At 52.2% G+C, this 16419-nt stretch carries 19 protein-coding genes and 1 tRNA gene; 12 read left to right on the forward strand and 8 right to left on the reverse strand.

Annotation, left to right across the window (positions count from 1 at the left end):
* Window positions 1–6: 6 nt before the first annotated feature.
* Window positions 7–94, reverse strand: a tRNA-Ser gene (locus AC2FAK_RS13655).
* A 231-nt stretch (window positions 95–325) separates the two neighbouring features.
* Between AC2FAK_RS13655 and ghrA the strand changes: the two genes are divergently transcribed.
* The 4 genes from ghrA to AC2FAK_RS13675 all read left to right on the forward strand — a co-directional run bounded on the left by ghrA (window position 326) and on the right by AC2FAK_RS13675 (window position 3240).
* The gene (gene ghrA / locus AC2FAK_RS13660; RefSeq protein WP_040019373.1) at window positions 326–1264 is read left to right on the forward strand and encodes a glyoxylate/hydroxypyruvate reductase GhrA; all 939 of its coding nucleotides are present in this window, start codon (window positions 326–328) and stop codon (window positions 1262–1264) included.
* A gap of 84 nt (window positions 1265–1348) precedes the next feature.
* Window positions 1349–2086 carry a phosphatase gene (locus AC2FAK_RS13665; protein ID WP_040019375.1) on the forward strand — a complete coding sequence of 246 codons (738 nt, stop codon included), beginning with the start codon at window positions 1349–1351 and terminating at the stop codon, window positions 2084–2086.
* A 20-nt stretch (window positions 2087–2106) separates the two neighbouring features.
* Window positions 2107–2661 (forward strand): TorD/DmsD family molecular chaperone, encoded by a 555-nt coding sequence (locus AC2FAK_RS13670; protein ID WP_013097176.1) that lies wholly within the window; start codon window positions 2107–2109, stop codon window positions 2659–2661.
* A 96-nt stretch (window positions 2662–2757) separates the two neighbouring features.
* Window positions 2758–3240 (forward strand): DUF1097 domain-containing protein, encoded by a 483-nt coding sequence (locus AC2FAK_RS13675; protein ID WP_072200468.1) that lies wholly within the window; start codon window positions 2758–2760, stop codon window positions 3238–3240.
* Window positions 3241–3283: 43 nt separating this feature from the next.
* Here the strand turns inward: AC2FAK_RS13675 and csgG are convergent, their stop codons facing one another.
* From csgG to csgD, 4 genes are read right to left on the reverse strand one after another with little or no spacing between them, the layout of a single operon-like run.
* Window positions 3284–4117 (reverse strand): curli production assembly/transport protein CsgG, encoded by an 834-nt coding sequence (gene csgG, locus AC2FAK_RS13680; protein WP_028027948.1) that lies wholly within the window; start codon window positions 4115–4117, stop codon window positions 3284–3286.
* 26 nt (window positions 4118–4143) lie between these two features.
* Window positions 4144–4557 carry a curli production assembly/transport protein CsgF gene (csgF, locus tag AC2FAK_RS13685; RefSeq protein WP_029881945.1) on the reverse strand — a complete coding sequence of 138 codons (414 nt, stop codon included), beginning with the start codon at window positions 4555–4557 and terminating at the stop codon, window positions 4144–4146.
* A 23-nt stretch (window positions 4558–4580) separates the two neighbouring features.
* The gene (csgE, locus tag AC2FAK_RS13690) at window positions 4581–4970 is read right to left on the reverse strand and encodes a curli production assembly/transport protein CsgE (RefSeq protein ID WP_013097172.1); all 390 of its coding nucleotides are present in this window, start codon (window positions 4968–4970) and stop codon (window positions 4581–4583) included.
* Between the two features lie 4 nt (window positions 4971–4974).
* Window positions 4975–5625, reverse strand: coding sequence for a biofilm master transcriptional regulator CsgD (gene csgD / locus AC2FAK_RS13695; RefSeq protein ID WP_023620195.1), 651 nt, complete (start codon window positions 5623–5625; stop codon window positions 4975–4977).
* A gap of 744 nt (window positions 5626–6369) precedes the next feature.
* On the opposite strand from csgD, the gene csgB reads away from it, so the two are divergent.
* The 5 genes from csgB (at window position 6370) to ymdB (ending at window position 8852) form a co-directional block, all read left to right on the forward strand.
* The gene (gene csgB / locus AC2FAK_RS13700; RefSeq protein ID WP_013097170.1) at window positions 6370–6825 is read left to right on the forward strand and encodes a curli minor subunit CsgB; all 456 of its coding nucleotides are present in this window, start codon (window positions 6370–6372) and stop codon (window positions 6823–6825) included.
* A 41-nt stretch (window positions 6826–6866) separates the two neighbouring features.
* Window positions 6867–7328: a curli major subunit CsgA gene (gene csgA / locus AC2FAK_RS13705; protein ID WP_023620194.1), complete on the forward strand. Its 462-nt coding sequence runs from the start codon at window positions 6867–6869 to the stop codon at window positions 7326–7328.
* Window positions 7329–7389: 61 nt separating this feature from the next.
* Window positions 7390–7722, forward strand: a complete 333-nt coding sequence (csgC, locus tag AC2FAK_RS13710; RefSeq protein WP_095455638.1) for a curli assembly chaperone CsgC — start codon at window positions 7390–7392, stop codon at window positions 7720–7722.
* A 161-nt stretch (window positions 7723–7883) separates the two neighbouring features.
* On the forward strand, window positions 7884–8204 hold the full coding sequence (locus tag AC2FAK_RS13715) for a fimbrial protein (RefSeq protein ID WP_095455654.1): 321 nt from the start codon (window positions 7884–7886) through the stop codon (window positions 8202–8204).
* Between the two features lie 105 nt (window positions 8205–8309).
* Window positions 8310–8852 (forward strand): O-acetyl-ADP-ribose deacetylase, encoded by a 543-nt coding sequence (gene ymdB, locus AC2FAK_RS13720; protein ID WP_045295774.1) that lies wholly within the window; start codon window positions 8310–8312, stop codon window positions 8850–8852.
* Window positions 8853–8886: 34 nt separating this feature from the next.
* Here ymdB and mdoC read toward each other — a convergent pair whose 3' ends face one another.
* Entirely contained in the window at window positions 8887–10026 is a 1140-nt protein-coding gene (gene mdoC, locus AC2FAK_RS13725) for a glucans biosynthesis protein MdoC (protein ID WP_013097165.1), read from the reverse strand.
* A gap of 255 nt (window positions 10027–10281) precedes the next feature.
* Between mdoC and mdoG the strand changes: the two genes are divergently transcribed.
* The 3 genes from mdoG (at window position 10282) to AC2FAK_RS13740 (ending at window position 14668) form a co-directional block, all read left to right on the forward strand.
* Window positions 10282–11835: a glucans biosynthesis protein MdoG gene (gene mdoG, locus AC2FAK_RS13730; protein ID WP_020689627.1), complete on the forward strand. Its 1554-nt coding sequence runs from the start codon at window positions 10282–10284 to the stop codon at window positions 11833–11835.
* Complete coding sequence (mdoH, locus tag AC2FAK_RS13735) at window positions 11828–14356, forward strand: glucans biosynthesis glucosyltransferase MdoH (RefSeq protein WP_038985525.1); 2529 nt, start codon at window positions 11828–11830, stop codon at window positions 14354–14356. The genes mdoG and mdoH overlap by 8 nt, the downstream gene beginning before the upstream one ends.
* An 84-nt stretch (window positions 14357–14440) precedes the next feature.
* On the forward strand, window positions 14441–14668 hold the full coding sequence (locus AC2FAK_RS13740; protein WP_013097162.1) for a YceK/YidQ family lipoprotein: 228 nt from the start codon (window positions 14441–14443) through the stop codon (window positions 14666–14668).
* Window positions 14669–14674: 6 nt separating this feature from the next.
* On the opposite strand, the gene AC2FAK_RS13745 is transcribed toward AC2FAK_RS13740, so the two are convergent.
* Both AC2FAK_RS13745 and mdtG read right to left on the reverse strand, forming a co-directional pair.
* Window positions 14675–15049 carry a MysB family protein gene (locus AC2FAK_RS13745; protein ID WP_095455639.1) on the reverse strand — a complete coding sequence of 125 codons (375 nt, stop codon included), beginning with the start codon at window positions 15047–15049 and terminating at the stop codon, window positions 14675–14677.
* 97 nt (window positions 15050–15146) lie between these two features.
* Window positions 15147–16364 (reverse strand): multidrug efflux MFS transporter MdtG, encoded by a 1218-nt coding sequence (gene mdtG / locus AC2FAK_RS13750; RefSeq protein ID WP_028027946.1) that lies wholly within the window; start codon window positions 16362–16364, stop codon window positions 15147–15149.
* Between the last annotated feature and the right edge of the window lie 55 nt (window positions 16365–16419).

The raw sequence follows: 16419 nt of genomic DNA on the forward strand, positions 1-16419 counted from the left end.
TGAATATGGCGGTGAGGGGGGGATTCGAACCCCCGATACGTTGCCGTATACACACTTTCCAGGCGTGCTCCTTCAGCCACTCGGACACCTCACCATATTGTCATCCCGTTGTTGTCGGGACGGGCGCTAATGTAAGGAAAAGCCGAACAGCCGTCAACACACTTTTTCAGTAAATTAGCGCATTTAGACAAACTTCAAACAACATGATTCTTAAATGTGCTGAAAGCGCCTTTTTTATCGGCAACGCGGTCCGGCGATAAATTTGTTATGCTGGCAATCCAGTTGAAAATGAAAATAAAACAGCGCAAAAAAGGCAGGAATGAGTATGGATATTATCTTCTATCACCCCACTTTTGATACGGCTTACTGGATTAAGGCACTTTCGGCAGCGTTACCGGGGGCGCGGGTGCGTGAATGGAAGCGCGGTGATAACGAACATGCAGACTACGCGCTGGTGTGGCATCCCCCGGTCGAGATGCTCCAGGGGCGCAAGCTGAAGGCCGTTTTTGCCCTCGGTGCCGGTGTGGATTCCATTCTGAGCAAACTGAAAGCGCACCCTGAAATGCTGCCGGAGGAAATCCCCCTGTTCCGCCTGGAAGATACCGGCATGGGCCAGCAAATGCAGGAATATGCCGTGAGTCAGGTGCTGCACTGGTTCCGACGTTTTGACGATTATCAGGCCTTAAAACTGCAATCGCGTTGGGAGCCGCTGCCAGAATATCAACGTGAAGAGTTTACCATCGGTATTCTCGGGGCGGGCGTGCTCGGCTCAAAAGTGGCCGAAGCGCTGGCACCGTGGGGCTTCCCGCTGCGCTGCTGGAGCCGCAGCCGCAAGAACTATCCTGGCGTTGAGAGTTTTGCCGGAACAGATGAACTCCCGGCGTTTCTGAAGGGGACGCGCGTACTGATCAATCTGCTGCCGAATACGGCGGAAACGGTCGGCATTATTAATAGCGCGCTTCTGAATCAGCTGGTGGATCAGAGTTACGTGATGAATCTGGCGCGCGGGGTTCATCTGGTGGAAGCCGATCTGCTAAAAGCCCTTGAGGGTGGCAAGGTGAAAGGCGCGATGCTGGATGTGTACAGCCGCGAGCCGTTGCCGGCAGAGAGCCCGCTGTGGGCACATCCGCGCGTGGCGATGACCCCACACGTCGCCGCCGTGACGCGTCCGGCAGAGGCGGTGGCCTATATTACGCACACCATCAGTGAGATAGAGCAGGGCAACGCGGTGACCGGGCAGGTCGACAGAACGCGCGGCTACTAAGTGAAACCCGGCGTTAGCCGGGTTTTTGCTAATAATCGCAGCAGATAACTGCTATCCTTTGGAAAAACCGCAGAGGAGAGAGAGATGTATCCCGTTGACCTGCATATGCACACCGTCGCCAGCACCCACGCGTATAGCAACCTCCATGATTACATTGCACAAGCGAAGCTCAAGGGCATCAGGCTTTTTGCGATCACCGATCATGGCCCGGATATGGCGGATGCGCCGCACTACTGGCATTTTGTGAATATGCGGATCTGGCCACGCCTGGTGGACGGTATTGGGATACTGCGTGGCATTGAGGCGAACATTAAAAATACCGACGGTGAGATCGACTGCACCGGCCCGATGCTGACATCTCTTGACCTTATTCTCGCCGGTTTCCATGAACCTGTCTTTGCGCCTCAGGATAAAGAAACCAACACCGCAGCGATGATTGCCACCATTGCCAGCGGCAACGTGCATATTATTAGCCACCCCGGCAACCCGAAGTACCCAATCGATATTCAGGCTGTCGCGCAGGCGGCAGCGAAGCATCACGTGGCGCTGGAGATTAACAACTCCTCCTTCGTGCACTCGCGTAAGGGCAGTGAAGCGAACTGCCGCGAAGTGGCGGCCGCAGTGCGTGATGCCGGAGGCATGGTGGCGCTGGGTTCAGATTCCCATACTGCGTTCACACTGGGTGATTTCAGCGAGTGCCTGAAAGTGCTGAATGATGTTAACTTCCCGGAAGCGCAAATCCTGAACGTGACCCCTCGTCGCATGCTCGATTTCCTTGAGTCGCGCGGAATGGAACCGATTGCCGAATTTGCCGATCTTTAATTGTGTAATGGAATAAAAAAATGAATGAGTTTTCCATCCTTTGCCGCGTGCTGGGTACGCTGTACTACCGCCAGCCTCAAGACCCGCTGCTGGTCCCGCTCTTTACATTAATTCGTGAAGGGAAACTGGCGCAGAACTGGCCGCTGGAACAGGATGATTTACTGGAGCGCCTGCAGAAAAGCTGCGACATGCAGCAAATCTCCACAGATTACAACGCGCTGTTTGTGGGGGAAGAGTGCCGTGTTTCACCTTACCGCTCTGCCTGGCAGGAAGGGGCAACGGAAGCGGAAGTGCGCGCTTTTCTTTCAGAGCGCGGCATGCCGCTGACCGACACGCCTGCCGATCATATCGGTACGCTGCTGCTGGCCGCATCCTGGATTGAGGACCACGCCGGTGACGATGAGAACGAAGCCATCGAAACCTTGTTCGAAATGTATCTGCTGCCGTGGGTCGGGACATTCCTTGGGAAAGTTGAAGCGCATGCCACCTCGCCATTCTGGAGAACGCTGGCTCCCCTGACGCGTGACGCCATCGCTGCAATGTGGGATGAGCTGGAAGAAGAGAATGAAGAGTGATCATGATCACATTAGTTCTGCAACGCAACGCATCATCTTGCATATAATGTGCTTCTGATCTCATTTCCATGGCGCGCTTCTGCTAAGATGCGCGCCATGAACATATTACTTTGTATCGCACTCACAACAGGTATCCTCTCCGGGCTTTGGGGATGGGTGGCCGTCTCTCTCGGACTGCTCAGCTGGGCTGGATTTCTCGGCTGCACGGCCTACTTCGCCTGCCCGCAGGGCGGGATCAAAGGGCTTTTTATCTCAGGCTGCACGCTGATGAGCGGCGTTATCTGGGCGCTGGTTATCATGAAGGGCAGTGCGCTCGCTCCGCATCTGGAGATCCTCGGCTATATCATGACGGGCGTGGTCGCCTTTTTGATGTGCGTTCAGGCAAAGCATCTGTTGCTGTCGTTTGTACCAGGCACGTTTATGGGGGCGTGTGCCACCTTTGCGGGGCAGGGTGACTGGAAGCTGGTGGTCCCCTCGCTGGCGTTGGGGTTGCTGTTTGGCTATGCCATGAAGAACAGTGGTCTGTGGCTGGCGGCACGACGAGAAAAAGCGCAAAACGTGCCAGCGGTGAGTGAATAAAAAAAGGCGAGATAACTATCTCGCCTTTTTTATGCGCGTCCTGTCAGGATTCCGGAGGAACCGACATATCGCGGTATTTCACCAGTACCGGGTTTTGCACGTCTGCTTTGTTTTGCAGATCCCACAGCCCGCGGTCGATACCATCATTTATCAGGAAGATAACTCCGGTTTCAATGGCTGACATCAGGCACATCATCACCGGCTCGTTAGAGGTATAACCGATTTCACCCTCCAGCAGACGCTGATAGTCAATGAAGCGGAACACCCCGGCCTGCACTTCATAAGAGAGTATGGTTTTGCTGGTGGTTACCGAAGAGAGCACTTCCCCGGTACTGACGTTAACGACACGCAGGTTAACGGCAATTTGGTCGAGCTGATACTGGGTATCTGCACCGATACCAAAATAACGTGCGCCAGCACCGCCAGATTTCACGTTACTTTCGTAACCGATAATCGACCCTTCAATCATAACGTTCGCCGCAGCCAGAGATTGCAGCGGCATGCGGTTATTATCTGCAACGGTACCATTCTCCTGCGCCGCACGAATAATTTTTCGTTCATTTAACAGGTTTTGCAGCCCCTGACGTTCCAGTGGAATAAACCAGCGCGAATCTTTCAGCGCGGTCACCAGCATGGCGGTGGCGCTTTGCGGTACGGCCGTAGAGAAGTTACTTGCCGGGTAAGGTTTAAATTGCCCGGTTTCATCCTGAATGTTGTAGACGGAGACAAATATTTTACCTGTCGGGGCAGGCAAATGGGTTAAATCACGATAACTTTGAGCCCGAGGCATTAATGTCGGTTTTGCAGCTTCTTTAGGTGGAGCAGTTAAACAACCGCTCAATAAGCACACTGCAACAAGTATCAGGAAGCGCTGCATGATCGTTGTCCTTATTTTGGGGTTGTTCAAAAGTCAGTCGAGTTATTTTGTAAACCGGAAACCTGAATGGTTGAGGTTTTTCCGGTTTTACGATCGGTAACGTTCAACTGGAGCTGCCCGTCCCTGTTGGCAATATCGACAATGAAGTCATTGGTCACCATGCGGCCGGGTTTGCCGGTGTTGATATTGGTCAGCAAACCGCCCAAAATTTGCGACTGGATCGCCTGGGTGAAGTTGTCCAGTGCGGATGGCGTATCCACGCTAAAATCCTCGAAGCTGGGATCTTTATAAGAATTTTGCGCCTGGGCTTCATTTAACATGAACGCCCCATTATTCGGATTACCACCAAAGTTGGGATTACGGAACTGGAATGTCATATTCCCGGCCCAGCTTAATGGGGTGATAAGCATTATCGAAACAACTGCATATGCAATACGCATGACAGCCTCCGGATATAGGTTCGCTAGAACTCGTCTTTTGCTAAATCACTAGTGCTTAATAGCGCTTTGTCTATTTGCATGCGATTAATAGCGTCTTCTGATTGCGCCAGCGCCAAGGCTACGTTTTTATCGAAGTCTATTTTGGTGGGAAATAAAAATGTTTGATAAATAACGAACTGATTAGCCGTTATTGTTATCCAACTTCCCCATCGTGCACTGGGCCGCTCGTTGATTGTTATATTTCCAGGATACGTACTGTCCCATTTATCACTGAAGGCACGATAAAAATTGTGTCCGACAGAAGAGACGGTATGGTCCGTTAACAATCCGGGAACTTCGACCTCGACGGCCTTCAGGTTCCCGGCAGCGAGCAGAAAGCCCGCTGCGGCAATCCAACTCATGGTGCGTTTCATGTGATTAACGCCTGAGGTTATCGTTTGCCCATGAAACCGCCTGAGTTCGGTTTTTAACAGCTATCTTCTTGAAAAGATTATAAAGGTGCGTCTTTACCGTATTTTCGCTGATAAATAACGAACGGGCGATTTCAATATTTGAAGCACCAATGCGCAATTTGTTCAGGATCTCTTTCTCGCGGTGCGTTAGCAGTGCTGACTCTGAACTGTTGTAGCGGTAATTTCCGGAGTGCGTGATAAGGTAGCTGGCCAGCTTTTGCGAAAAATAACACTCTCCTCGCAAGATACCTTGCAGGCCTTCTACCACCCGATTCTCTTCTTCAGTGACGTAGAACACGCCATTGATATGCGGCCAACTTTCAATGTCCCGGAAAGGATACTCGTCAGGCGTATTCAATAATAACACGCGGATGTTATTGTTTTTCCTGCTCAAAGTATCTTGCCAGTAATGGATGAGCTTTTTATCCGCTTCCATCATATCGAAAAGAATAATGCAGCCAGGTGCAATATCATCGAAAGAACGTTGAATATTATGCAATTTCCCGTTCAGTGATAAAGATTGCTTTAAATGTTGTAATAAAGCGGTCGCCTGCAAAGAAGGTTTTGTGATCAACAGTAATGTATGACCATGTAAACTATGGACTTCATTATACATGATGAAACCCCACTTTTTTATGACACCTGGCAGTTGTCCTCCTGCGAAAAGAGGACACCAGAAGTACTGACAGATGTTGCGCTGCTGTGTGTAGAATCAAACCATAACCTCCACAAGGGAGGAAAATATAAAACGAATTTCGTACATCTAATTTCAATCTAGCTTTTACGAAGTTTAAAGCAAGTGTTAAACGTGTAACAAGATGTAAAAATCAATATTAATTTATGAATACGTGCCTTCTTGAAAGTCTTTAATTGATGAAAAAGTTGTACAGCTAAATAATGATGCACAGATTTTAAAAATCATACAATTATTTATATGTAACTGATTTTAATGTTTTTATGCTATTCTTTTTCAGAAATTTTAAAGTATGAGTTTCAAAAAAAATCTAACCTACGGAATGAATGCCGCTTCGCCTTAAGAAATCGCGTCTTGTGTCACACATTAACGTTAATGTCATCCTGTCGTTACGTTTAACCCTTCCTCTCTCGCGTCGGAACAGCCGCTGCGATGTTTCACTCATTTGCGATGGATAAGGCTTTATAGAAATTAAATGGATTCGCTTATCGCTATTTTTGTTCAGGAATTACTACTTTGAGGTGACCTGAAAAATAAAAATAAGCCGCGCGGGTGAGATATTTAACGTGTTTCGGCAGACATACTCTTCACCGTAACGACGCGTTAACAAAATATGCGTTGTTCTAACCTGAAGTCTTTTAAAACAGCCAGGTCCAGGGTGGCAACATGAAAAACACATCGTTATTTATGATGTTTACATTACTGGGAGCGCCTGGGGTTGTCACCGCGGCGAATTCAGATTTGGCTACCTCTGAATATAACTTTGCGGTAAATGAATTAAGCCGTACATCATTAAATCAGGCAGCCATTATTGGTCAACAGGGTGTACTTAATGACGCTCAGGTGCGCCAGGACGGTTCAAAATTATTGTCCATCGTTTCCCAGGATGGGTCAGGTAACAGGGCGCGGGTTGATCAATCAGGGACTTATAATATTGCGTATATTGCTCAGAGCGGCTTTGCGAATGATGCAGATATTACGCAGGATGGATTTGGTAATAGTGCGAAAATTATCCAGAAAGGGTCAGGTAATAGGGCAAGCATCACGCAGTACGGTACACAGAAAAACGCAGTTGTAGTGCAAAAACAGTCGCAAATGGCAATTCGCGTTATTCAACGTTAGTTATTCGCGGCGACTTTAATCAATCCGATGGGGGTTTTACCATGAAATTTATCAAAGTGGCAGCTCTTGCAGCAATCGTCGTTTCTGGTAGTGCTATGGCCGGTCTCATTGATCAAGGTGGCTGGGGCCATGGACACGGTCATGGCCATGGTCAAGGCGGTAATGGCCCAAATTCAACCCTGAATATTTACCAGAACGGTGGCGGTAACTCAGCTGTCGCCTTGCAGACCAATGCCAGAGATTCAACGCTGTCTATTAGCCAGAGCGGTGGCGGTAATGGCGCAGATGTTGGACAAGGTTCTGACGACAGCACCATCTCTCTGACTCAGAATGGTTTTGCCAACAGCGCAACGCTTGATCAATGGAACAGTCACGACTCCACAATGAATGTGAGCCAGTACGGTGGATTTAACGGCGCAATGGTTGATCAGACTGCGTCTAATTCTACGGTCAATGTTACCCAGATTGGTTTTGGTAACCACGCTGCAGCTTATCAGTATTAATACTGAAATCTGTGCTACAAAAAAACAGGGCCTCAGCCCTGTTTTTTTTCGGGAGTGCATCATGAATACCTTAATTCTCCTTGCCGCGCTTTCCAGTCAAATAACGTTTAACACATCGCAGCAGGGCGATATGACCACCATTATTCCCCAGGTTACGCTGACAACGCCGTGTGATTGTCAGGTACAAATCGTGGCTGAACGGGAAGGGCAGAGGGGCCAAAGTACATCACGCCAGCAAAACAGGCTTTTTATCCCCGCTAATCAGACGATCGATTTAATGCGGCTGAGTTTAAATATCGGTACGGGGGATACGGTGAACATTATTGTCACCGTCTCTGATGGTAAATCGCTTCATTTATCACAGCAGTGGTCACCGCCGGAGAAGAGGCTTTAATCATTCATAAAATCAATGATTTGCCAATGTGGCAGGCCTTCACCGTTGAGCTATGCTGATAACAGGAACTGAGCAACTAAGTTCCGAAACGTGAAATTACGTTTGCTTTAATGGAGCGCTTTTACCCCTCAAGGACGATTTTCATTGAGGAGTACATATACGTGACCAAATATATCGCTCAACTCGCTTCTGGTTTTAGTCTGCTCGTTTCTCTTTTTGTAACCCCGGTTTTTGCGGCGACGGTTGTTGAGGGTGGGGTCATTCATTTTCGCGGCGCGATTGTCGCCGACCCCTGTGAGGTGACTGCAAAAACGCGGCAGTTTGCGTTGTCATGCCCGGAAAATAACCGGATTCATACGCGCATGGTCAGTTATGAAGATGCACTTAATAGCCATGTGACCGATACCAGCCTCGCCACCCTCAGCATGAAGTACCTCAATCCTGAAAAAACGCTCGCGGTAGTACAAATTCAGTACCGCTGATGTCTGCTCTTCCGCTTTACGGCGGAAGAGGTTTTTCCCGATAGTTTTTTCTCTCGGGTACCTCTGCGATACACTTAAGAAAATGGCGGGAAGCAGAGGGTATTTATGAAACCGCAAATTGACGTTATTCATGGCGATATCACGACGATGCACGTTGATGTGATCGTCAATGCAGCCAATCCGTCACTGATGGGCGGCGGTGGCGTGGATGGCGCTATCCACCGGGCTGCCGGACCGCAACTGCTGGAAGCCTGCAAGACAGTGCGTCAGCAACAGGGGGAGTGCCCACCGGGTCATGCCGTTATTACGCTTGCGGGCGATCTTCCCGCGAAAGCGGTGATTCATGCCGTGGGGCCAATATGGCATGGCGGCGATCGGCACGAGGCGAGTATCCTCGAAGAGGCCTACCGAAACTGCCTGCGTCTGGCCGCTGATAATGGCTATAAAACCATGGCGTTTCCGGCCATTAGCACCGGAGTGTATGGCTATCCGAAAGCTGCCGCAGCGACGATTGCGGTAGACACCGTGTATCGTTACCTGTCGCTTAAACCGATGCCCGAAAAAGTGACATTTGTCTGTTTCGATGAGGAGACACTGCATCTTTATCAGCGGCTGTTGACCCAGCGCGGACAGGAATTAGAGACCTGAAACACACGCGGCGCACTCAGTGCGCCGCGTGTGTTTATGATGCTCTTACCTGCGGTTTCCCGGAGAAAAGGAAACGCAGAAGCGGTATCCGCAGGTGGATTTCGTAAAGCACGATGGCGATTCCAATCACAAAGACCAGCCCGGTAAAGAAGCCCAGCGTGTTGGAGGCGATATGCGGTGTGATATAGGCCCCGAAGAACAACGTCAGGGGGTGGTGCACCAGATAGATAAACAGCGAAGCATTGACGAAATAGGTGACGCGGCTGGACTTAAAATTAAGCAGCCGGTGGCCCAGCGCAAAGACCACATTCACCATCCACAGGCCCAGCAGCATGGTAATGACGCTCTCGGTTTCATACATCCACGCATCGCCGCTGCCGTAGCGCTGATTTAACAGATAGGCCGCAAACGCGATGGCGGCACCAAAAGCACACCACGGTGAGGGCGTCGTAAACAGCGATTTAAGCTTCGGATAAATAAAGGCCAGCGCCCCGATTAAAAAGAAGGGGATGTAGAACAGCGACTGCATCACCACAAAATTGAATAATCCGTCGCTCAGAATCGGCGGATAAACAATAAACAGCGTCCGTCGCACTGCCGCATAGGCGATGCCCAGCAGCAAAAAGAGCAGCGACAGTTTTCCCAGGGTGATACTGGCGAAAAAGGCGTTAGCTTTATCGCTTAAATGGCGGCGAAAGCGGCTAAAAATCAACACGCTGACTGTGGTAAGGACCACCAGCACCAGCAGGAACCAGAGGTGGGACACCAGCTCCCAAACCAGGGTGTTGTATTTTTCGTATAGCGACAGATTAGGCCAGTTCTCCGCCTTACCCTTTACGTACTGCAACATGATGAACTGCGGCAGCGTCAACAGAGGAATGGCGGTGAGCATCGGAATGCCGACGCGCTCCACGCGCACTTTCCACCAGCGCTTGATGGGGTAGCGCAGAAACAGCATATAAGAGAAATAACCTGAAATGACAAAAAACACCTGCATGCGGAAGGCGTGAATAAAGTCATTAAACAGCGTCAGCCACCAGGAGGGCATTTGACTATTAACATGCCAGGTGTGGCTGGAGTAAATCAGTGAAATGTGGAAGGGGATCCCCAATAGCATCAGCCATGCCCGGATCGAGTCGAGGAAGTATTCACGTTCTACAGGTGTTGTGCTCATATAACTTTGTGCATTCTCAGACTTTTCGCCTTATCCCTAAGACTCATAATGGTTACATTCGAAGCCAACCCTACACCAAGACCGACACCCTGTCTCCAGGATAAGCACGCAAAGTGAAAAGCGGGTTCTTTCATTTGCTTAATCCCTGAGCCAGCGAGCTGAACAAAGCGGTGATAATGTTGTCGGATTGCCTGAGTTTCCATTAAAATGGATCGGATCGATATAAGCACACAAAGGGGGAAGTGCTTACTTATTATGAAACATAAACCACAGATGATGAAAATGCGTTGGTTGGGTGCTGCAGTGGTGTTATCCCTGTATACCTCATCGGCACTGGCCTTTAACATCGACGATGTCGCAAAACAGGCAAAATCGATGGCAGGCAAGAGCTACGAAGCGCCGAAAAGTAACTTGCCCTCCGTTTTCCGCGACATGAAATATGCGGACTATCAGCAGATCCAGTTCAATCACGATAAAGCGTACTGGAACAATATTAAGACCCCGTTCAAGCTTGAGTTTTATCATCAGGGTATGTACTTCGATACCCCTGTTGCCATCAATGAAGTGACGGCAACGGCGGTACGTAAAATCAAATACAGCCCGGATTACTTCAATTTTGGCGATGTGCAGCACGACAAAGATACGGTTAAAGATCTGGGCTTTGCAGGCTTCAAGGTGCTTTACCCGATCAACAGCAAAGATAAAAACGACGAAATCGTCAGCATGCTCGGCGCCAGCTACTTCCGCGTTATTGGCGCGGGACAGGTGTACGGGCTTTCTGCGCGCGGCCTGGCTATTGATACCGCGCTGCCATCAGGTGAAGAATTCCCACGTTTCCGCGAGTTCTGGATCGAACGTCCAAAACCAACGGATAAACGTCTGACTATCTACGCACTGCTGGATTCCCCGCGTGCAACGGGCGCGTACCGCTTTGTGATCATGCCTGGGCGTGACACGGTGGTTGACGTGCAGTCTAAAGTCTACCTGCGCGACAAAGTGGGTAAACTGGGCGTTGCGCCGCTGACCAGTATGTTCCTGTTTGGGCCGAACCAGCCGTCACCGGCGACCAACTTCCGTCCTGAACTGCACGATTCCAACGGCCTGTCTATTCATGCCGGTAACGGTGAGTGGATCTGGCGACCGCTGAACAACCCGAAACATCTGGCTGTCAGCAGCTTTGCGATGGAAAACCCGCAAGGTTTCGGCCTTCTGCAGCGTGGCCGTCAGTTCTCTCGCTTTGAAGATCTGGATGACCGCTACGACCTGCGTCCAAGCGCGTGGGTGACCCCGAAAGGTGACTGGGGCAAAGGGAAGGTTGAACTGGTTGAAATCCCAACCAATGATGAAACCAACGATAACATCGTCGCTTACTGGACGCCGGATCAGCTGCCGGAAGCCGGGAAAGAGATGAACTTCAAATACACGATCACCTTTAGCCGCGACGAAGACAAACTGCATGCGCCGGATAACGCGTATGTCATGCAGACTCGCCGTTCAACGGGTGACGTGAAACAGTCTAATCTTATCCGTCAGCCTGACGGTACCGTCGCTTTCGTGGTGGACTTCACCGGCCAGGACATGAAGAAACTGGCGCCGGATACTGCCGTGACCGCCCAGGCCAGCATCGGTGATAACGGTGAGATTGTTGAGAACACCGTACGTTACAACCCGGTAACGAAAGGGTGGCGTCTGACCCTGCGCGTGAAAGTGAAAGATCCGAAACAGACCACTGAAATGCGCGCTGCGCTGGTCAGTAACGATCAGCCGCTGAGTGAAACCTGGAGCTATCAGCTACCTGCCAATGAATAATACATCTGAATATATTGATGCCATGCCGCTGACGGATATCGAAAAAGCGGCACTGCCTGAGAGCAACATCCGCGCGGTACATGCCGCGCTGGATGGGGAACATCGTCAGTTTTCACGTGATGACGATTCTCCGCTGGGGTCAGTGAAGGCACGTCTGGAGCAGGCATGGCCGGACTCGCTGGCAGAAGGGCAGTTGATTAAAGACGACGAAGGACGCGATCAGCTTCAGGCGATGCCGAAAGCAACGCGTTCTTCCATGTTCCCCGACCCCTGGCGTACCAACCCGGTTGGCCGCTTCTGGGATCGCCTGCGCGGGCGTGACGTGACGCCACGCTATCTGTCGCGTCTGACAAAAGAAGAGCAGGCCTCCGAACAGAAATGGCGTACCGTGGGGACGATCCGTCGCTACATTCTTCTGCTGCTGACGCTGGCGCAGACGGTTGTCGCAACCTGGTACATGAAGACGATTCTGCCTTACCAGGGCTGGGCGCTGATCAACCCGGCAGACATGATGGGCCAGGATATCTGGGTCTCCTTCATGCAACTGCTGCCGTATATCCTGCAAAGTGGCATTCTTCTGCTGTTCGCCGTTCTCTTCTGCTGGGTCTCGGCCGGTTTCTGGACCGCGCTGATGGGCTTCCTGCAGCTGCTGATGGGACGAGACAAATACAGCATTTCGGCGTCTACGGTCGGGGATGAACCCCTGAATCCTGAGCACCGCACGGCGCTGATTATGCCTATCTGTAACGAAGACGTTGACCGCGTATTCGCGGGGCTGCGCGCAACCTGGGAGTCCGTTAAGGCGACCGGTAACGCCGCCCATTTCGACGTCTATATCCTGAGCGACAGCTACAATCCGGACATCTGCGTTGCCGAGCAAAAAGCCTGGATGGAGCTAATTGCAGAAGTACAGGGCGAAGGTCAGATCTTCTACCGTCGCCGCCGTCGTCGTGTGAAGCGTAAAAGCGGTAACATCGATGATTTCTGCCGTCGCTGGGGTAACCAGTACAGCTACATGGTGGTGCTGGACGCCGACTCGGTGATGAGCGGTGATTGTCTGAGCGGTCTGGTGCGTCTGATGGAAGCTAACCCGAACGCGGGTATCATCCAGTCTTCGCCAAAAGCGTCCGGCATGGACACGCTTTACGCGCGTTGCCAGCAGTTTGCCACCCGTGTTTACGGGCCGCTGTTTACTGCCGGTCTGCACTTCTGGCAGTTGGGTGAGTCCCACTACTGGGGTCACAACGCCATTATCCGCGTGAAGCCGTTTATTGAGCACTGTGCGCTGGCACCGCTGCCGGGCGAAGGTTCGTTTGCCGGCTCGATTCTGTCGCACGACTTCGTGGAAGCGGCGCTGATGCGTCGTGCAGGGTGGGGCGTCTGGATTGCCTACGATCTGCCTGGATCCTATGAAGAACTGCCGCCGAACCTGCTGGACGAACTTAAGCGTGACCGCCGCTGGTGTCACGGGAACCTGATGAACTTCCGTCTGTTCCTCGTGAAAGGAATGCACCCGGTTCACCGTGCGGTGTTCCTGACCGGCGTGATGTCTTATCTCTCCGCGCCGCTGTGGTTTATGTTCCTGGCGCTGTCCACGGCTCTGCAGGTGGTGCATGCGCTGACGGAGCCGCAGTACTTCCTGCAACCGCGTCAGCTGTTCCCGGTGTGGCCACAGTGGCGTCCGGAGCTGGCGATAGCGCTGTTTGCCTCCACCATGGTGTTGCTGTTCCTGCCGAAGCTGCTCAGTATCATTCTGATCTGGTGCAAAGGCTCGAAGGAGTATGGCGGTTTCTGGCGGGTAACGGTTTCACTGCTGCTGGAAGTGCTGTTCTCCGTGCTGCTGGCACCGGTGCGTATGCTGTTCCATACCGTGTTTGTGGTCAGCGCGTTCCTGGGCTGGGAAGTGGTCTGGAACTCACCGCAGCGTGATGATGACTCCACGCCGTGGGGTGAAGCCTTTATGCGTCACGGCTCGCAGCTGCTGCTGGGGCTGGTGTGGGCTGCTGGGATGGCATGGCTGGATCTGCGCTTCCTGTTCTGGCTGGCGCCGATTGTCTTCTCGCTGATCCTGTCGCCGTTTGTGTCGGTCATTTCAAGCCGCTCAACGGTTGGCCTGCGTACCAAACGCTGGAAGCTGTTCCTGATCCCGGAAGAGTATTCGCCGCCGCAGGTGCTGGTGGATACTGACACCTATCTGGAGCAGAACCGCCGTCGTACGCTGGATGATGGCTTTATGCACGCGGTGTTTAACCCGTCGTTTAACGCCCTGGCAACGGCAATGGCTACCGCGCGTCACCGTGCCAGTAAGGTGCTGGAGATTGCCCGCGATCGTCACGTTGAACAGGCGCTGAACGAGACGCCAGAGAAACTTAACCGCGACCGCCGTCTGGTGCTGTTAAGCGATCCGGTGACTATGTCGCGTCTGCACTACCGTGTGTGGTCTTCCCCGGAGCGCTACTCCTCGTGGGTGAACTACTACAACGATCTGAAGCTTAACCCGCTGGCGCTGAAGGCGAAGTAAGTGGCAACGTAGGGCGGGTAAGCAATGTGCCACCCGCCAGATAAAATACCGGCTTAAACGCCGGTATTTTTTTAGAGGTAACGGATGAAAATAATCATCGTCGTCATGATGGCATGTCTGCTGAGCGGCTGCGGCAGCATCATCAGTCGCACCATTCCGGGGCAGGGCCACGGGAATCAGTACTATCCGGGCGTGAAATGGGATGTCCGGGATTCCGCATGGCGCTATCTGACAGTGCTCGATCTGCCGTTCTCGCTGATTTTCGATACGCTGTTGTTGCCCATCGATGCCAGCCACGGCCCCTATGAGTAGCGGGAATTAACGCTCGTCCCATTCGTCAGCTGCGGTTTGACCTTCTTCCGTATCCAGCGATGGCTCGAGCTGAAATTCACCCTCATCCCACTCGTGCAGGGTGTTCTCTTCCAGCCACTCCTGACGCAACTCAATTTCGTCATAGTCACCATCAAAGACGGCCTGAGCTCCTTCACCGCTCAGGATCGGCAAACATTCGCCTTCTTCACCTTCGTCAGCAAAGAATTCGGCCTGCCACATAATATCTCCGTCCTGAAGGACATACTTTTGGATGTTGAGTTGTTGCACGTCCGCATCTTCTTCATCAACGCCGGGGTTATCGGCGAGGAACTCTTCACGAGCGGCATCAATAGCTTCTTCCAGCGTGGCGTACATGGTCATTGGTGTCTCCCTGTTTTCCAGAAGGTTTCAGGGAAAGAATAGCTGAATATCTGATTCTGCAAGTATGAATGCGAAAATAAGCCGTCACGTATTTGTCTTATTCCGCCACCGGCCGTAATGTCCGGGATAAACTGAACCACGAGTAAACCGCATTAAACAGTACTACGCCCGCCGTGACGATAAACACGGCGCGAAAACCGAAGCTGGCGGAGATCCCGGCCCCCACCAGCGGGCCGGTAACGTTGCCGATGTCGCGAAATGACTGGTTGTAGCTGAAGATACGCCCGGCGATCTGGTTCGTAGAGTTGTAAACCAGCAGGGTCTGGACGGCGGGCAGTAACGCCCCGTCGGCGGCACCCAGCAAAAAGCGCAGAACGCCCAGCTGCCAGGGTGATTGCACCATCGACATGGGAATGAGCAGCAGCACGGAGATCACCAGCGCACAAATCAGGATCTTTTCCGGGCCGACGCGGTCTCCCAGTTTCCCTAACCTCGGGGCGCTAAGCAGCGCCGCCACGCCGGGTACGGATGCAATCAGCCCGCTGATAAACGCAATGTTGCTCACGTTACCTGCCAGATCGCGAACGTACAGCGTCAGAATAGGGGCAATCGAACCGGTCGCGACCTGAATAATCAGGGTCGTCACGAACAGGCTCAGTACCAGTCTGGGGTTTTTGAGTGAAGCCAGCACATCCCGTGCGTGGAGCATCTCTTTTTTGGCGACGGGGGTGAAGTTTTCACGAATGCAGATCAGCGTAACGATAAAGCAGAGGAACAACACGCTGGCAGTAATGAAAAACACCGGGCGCAGGCCATAGCTGTCCGCCAGCAAGCCCCCCGCCAGAGGCCCCAGCAAGGCGCCGCTGACGCCTCCGGTTGAGAGCGTCCCGAGCGCCCAGCCGCTTTTATGACGCGGGATCTGGGTGGCGATCAGCGCATTCGCGTTGGGAATAAATCCTCCCAGCAGGCCAAGTAGCGCGCGCAAAATCAGAAACTGCCAGACGTTCTGCGCCACACCCATTAACGCCATGATGATGGCCATTCCCAGCGCCGAGCGCAGCAGCATGATTTTACGCCCTTTACGGTCGGCAAGGCCGCCCCAGAACGGCGAAGCAATGGCGGAGAAGAGGAAAGTGATGCTGAACACCAGACCAGACCACATATTGAGCGCACTGTGGCCCGTCACGCCCAGTTGTTCAACGTACAGGGGCAGAAAGGGCATCACGAGGCTAAACGCCGCGCCGGTAAGAAAACAGCCAAGCCAGGCAACCGTAAGGTTACGTTTCCAGTTTATGGGGGCATCTGAGGGTGACATAACAATCCGCATAATGAGGTGCAGCGCACCGTAAGGCATGAAGTAATAAGCCTGC

It is taken from the genome of Enterobacter cloacae complex sp. 394F7 (assembly GCF_057320385.1).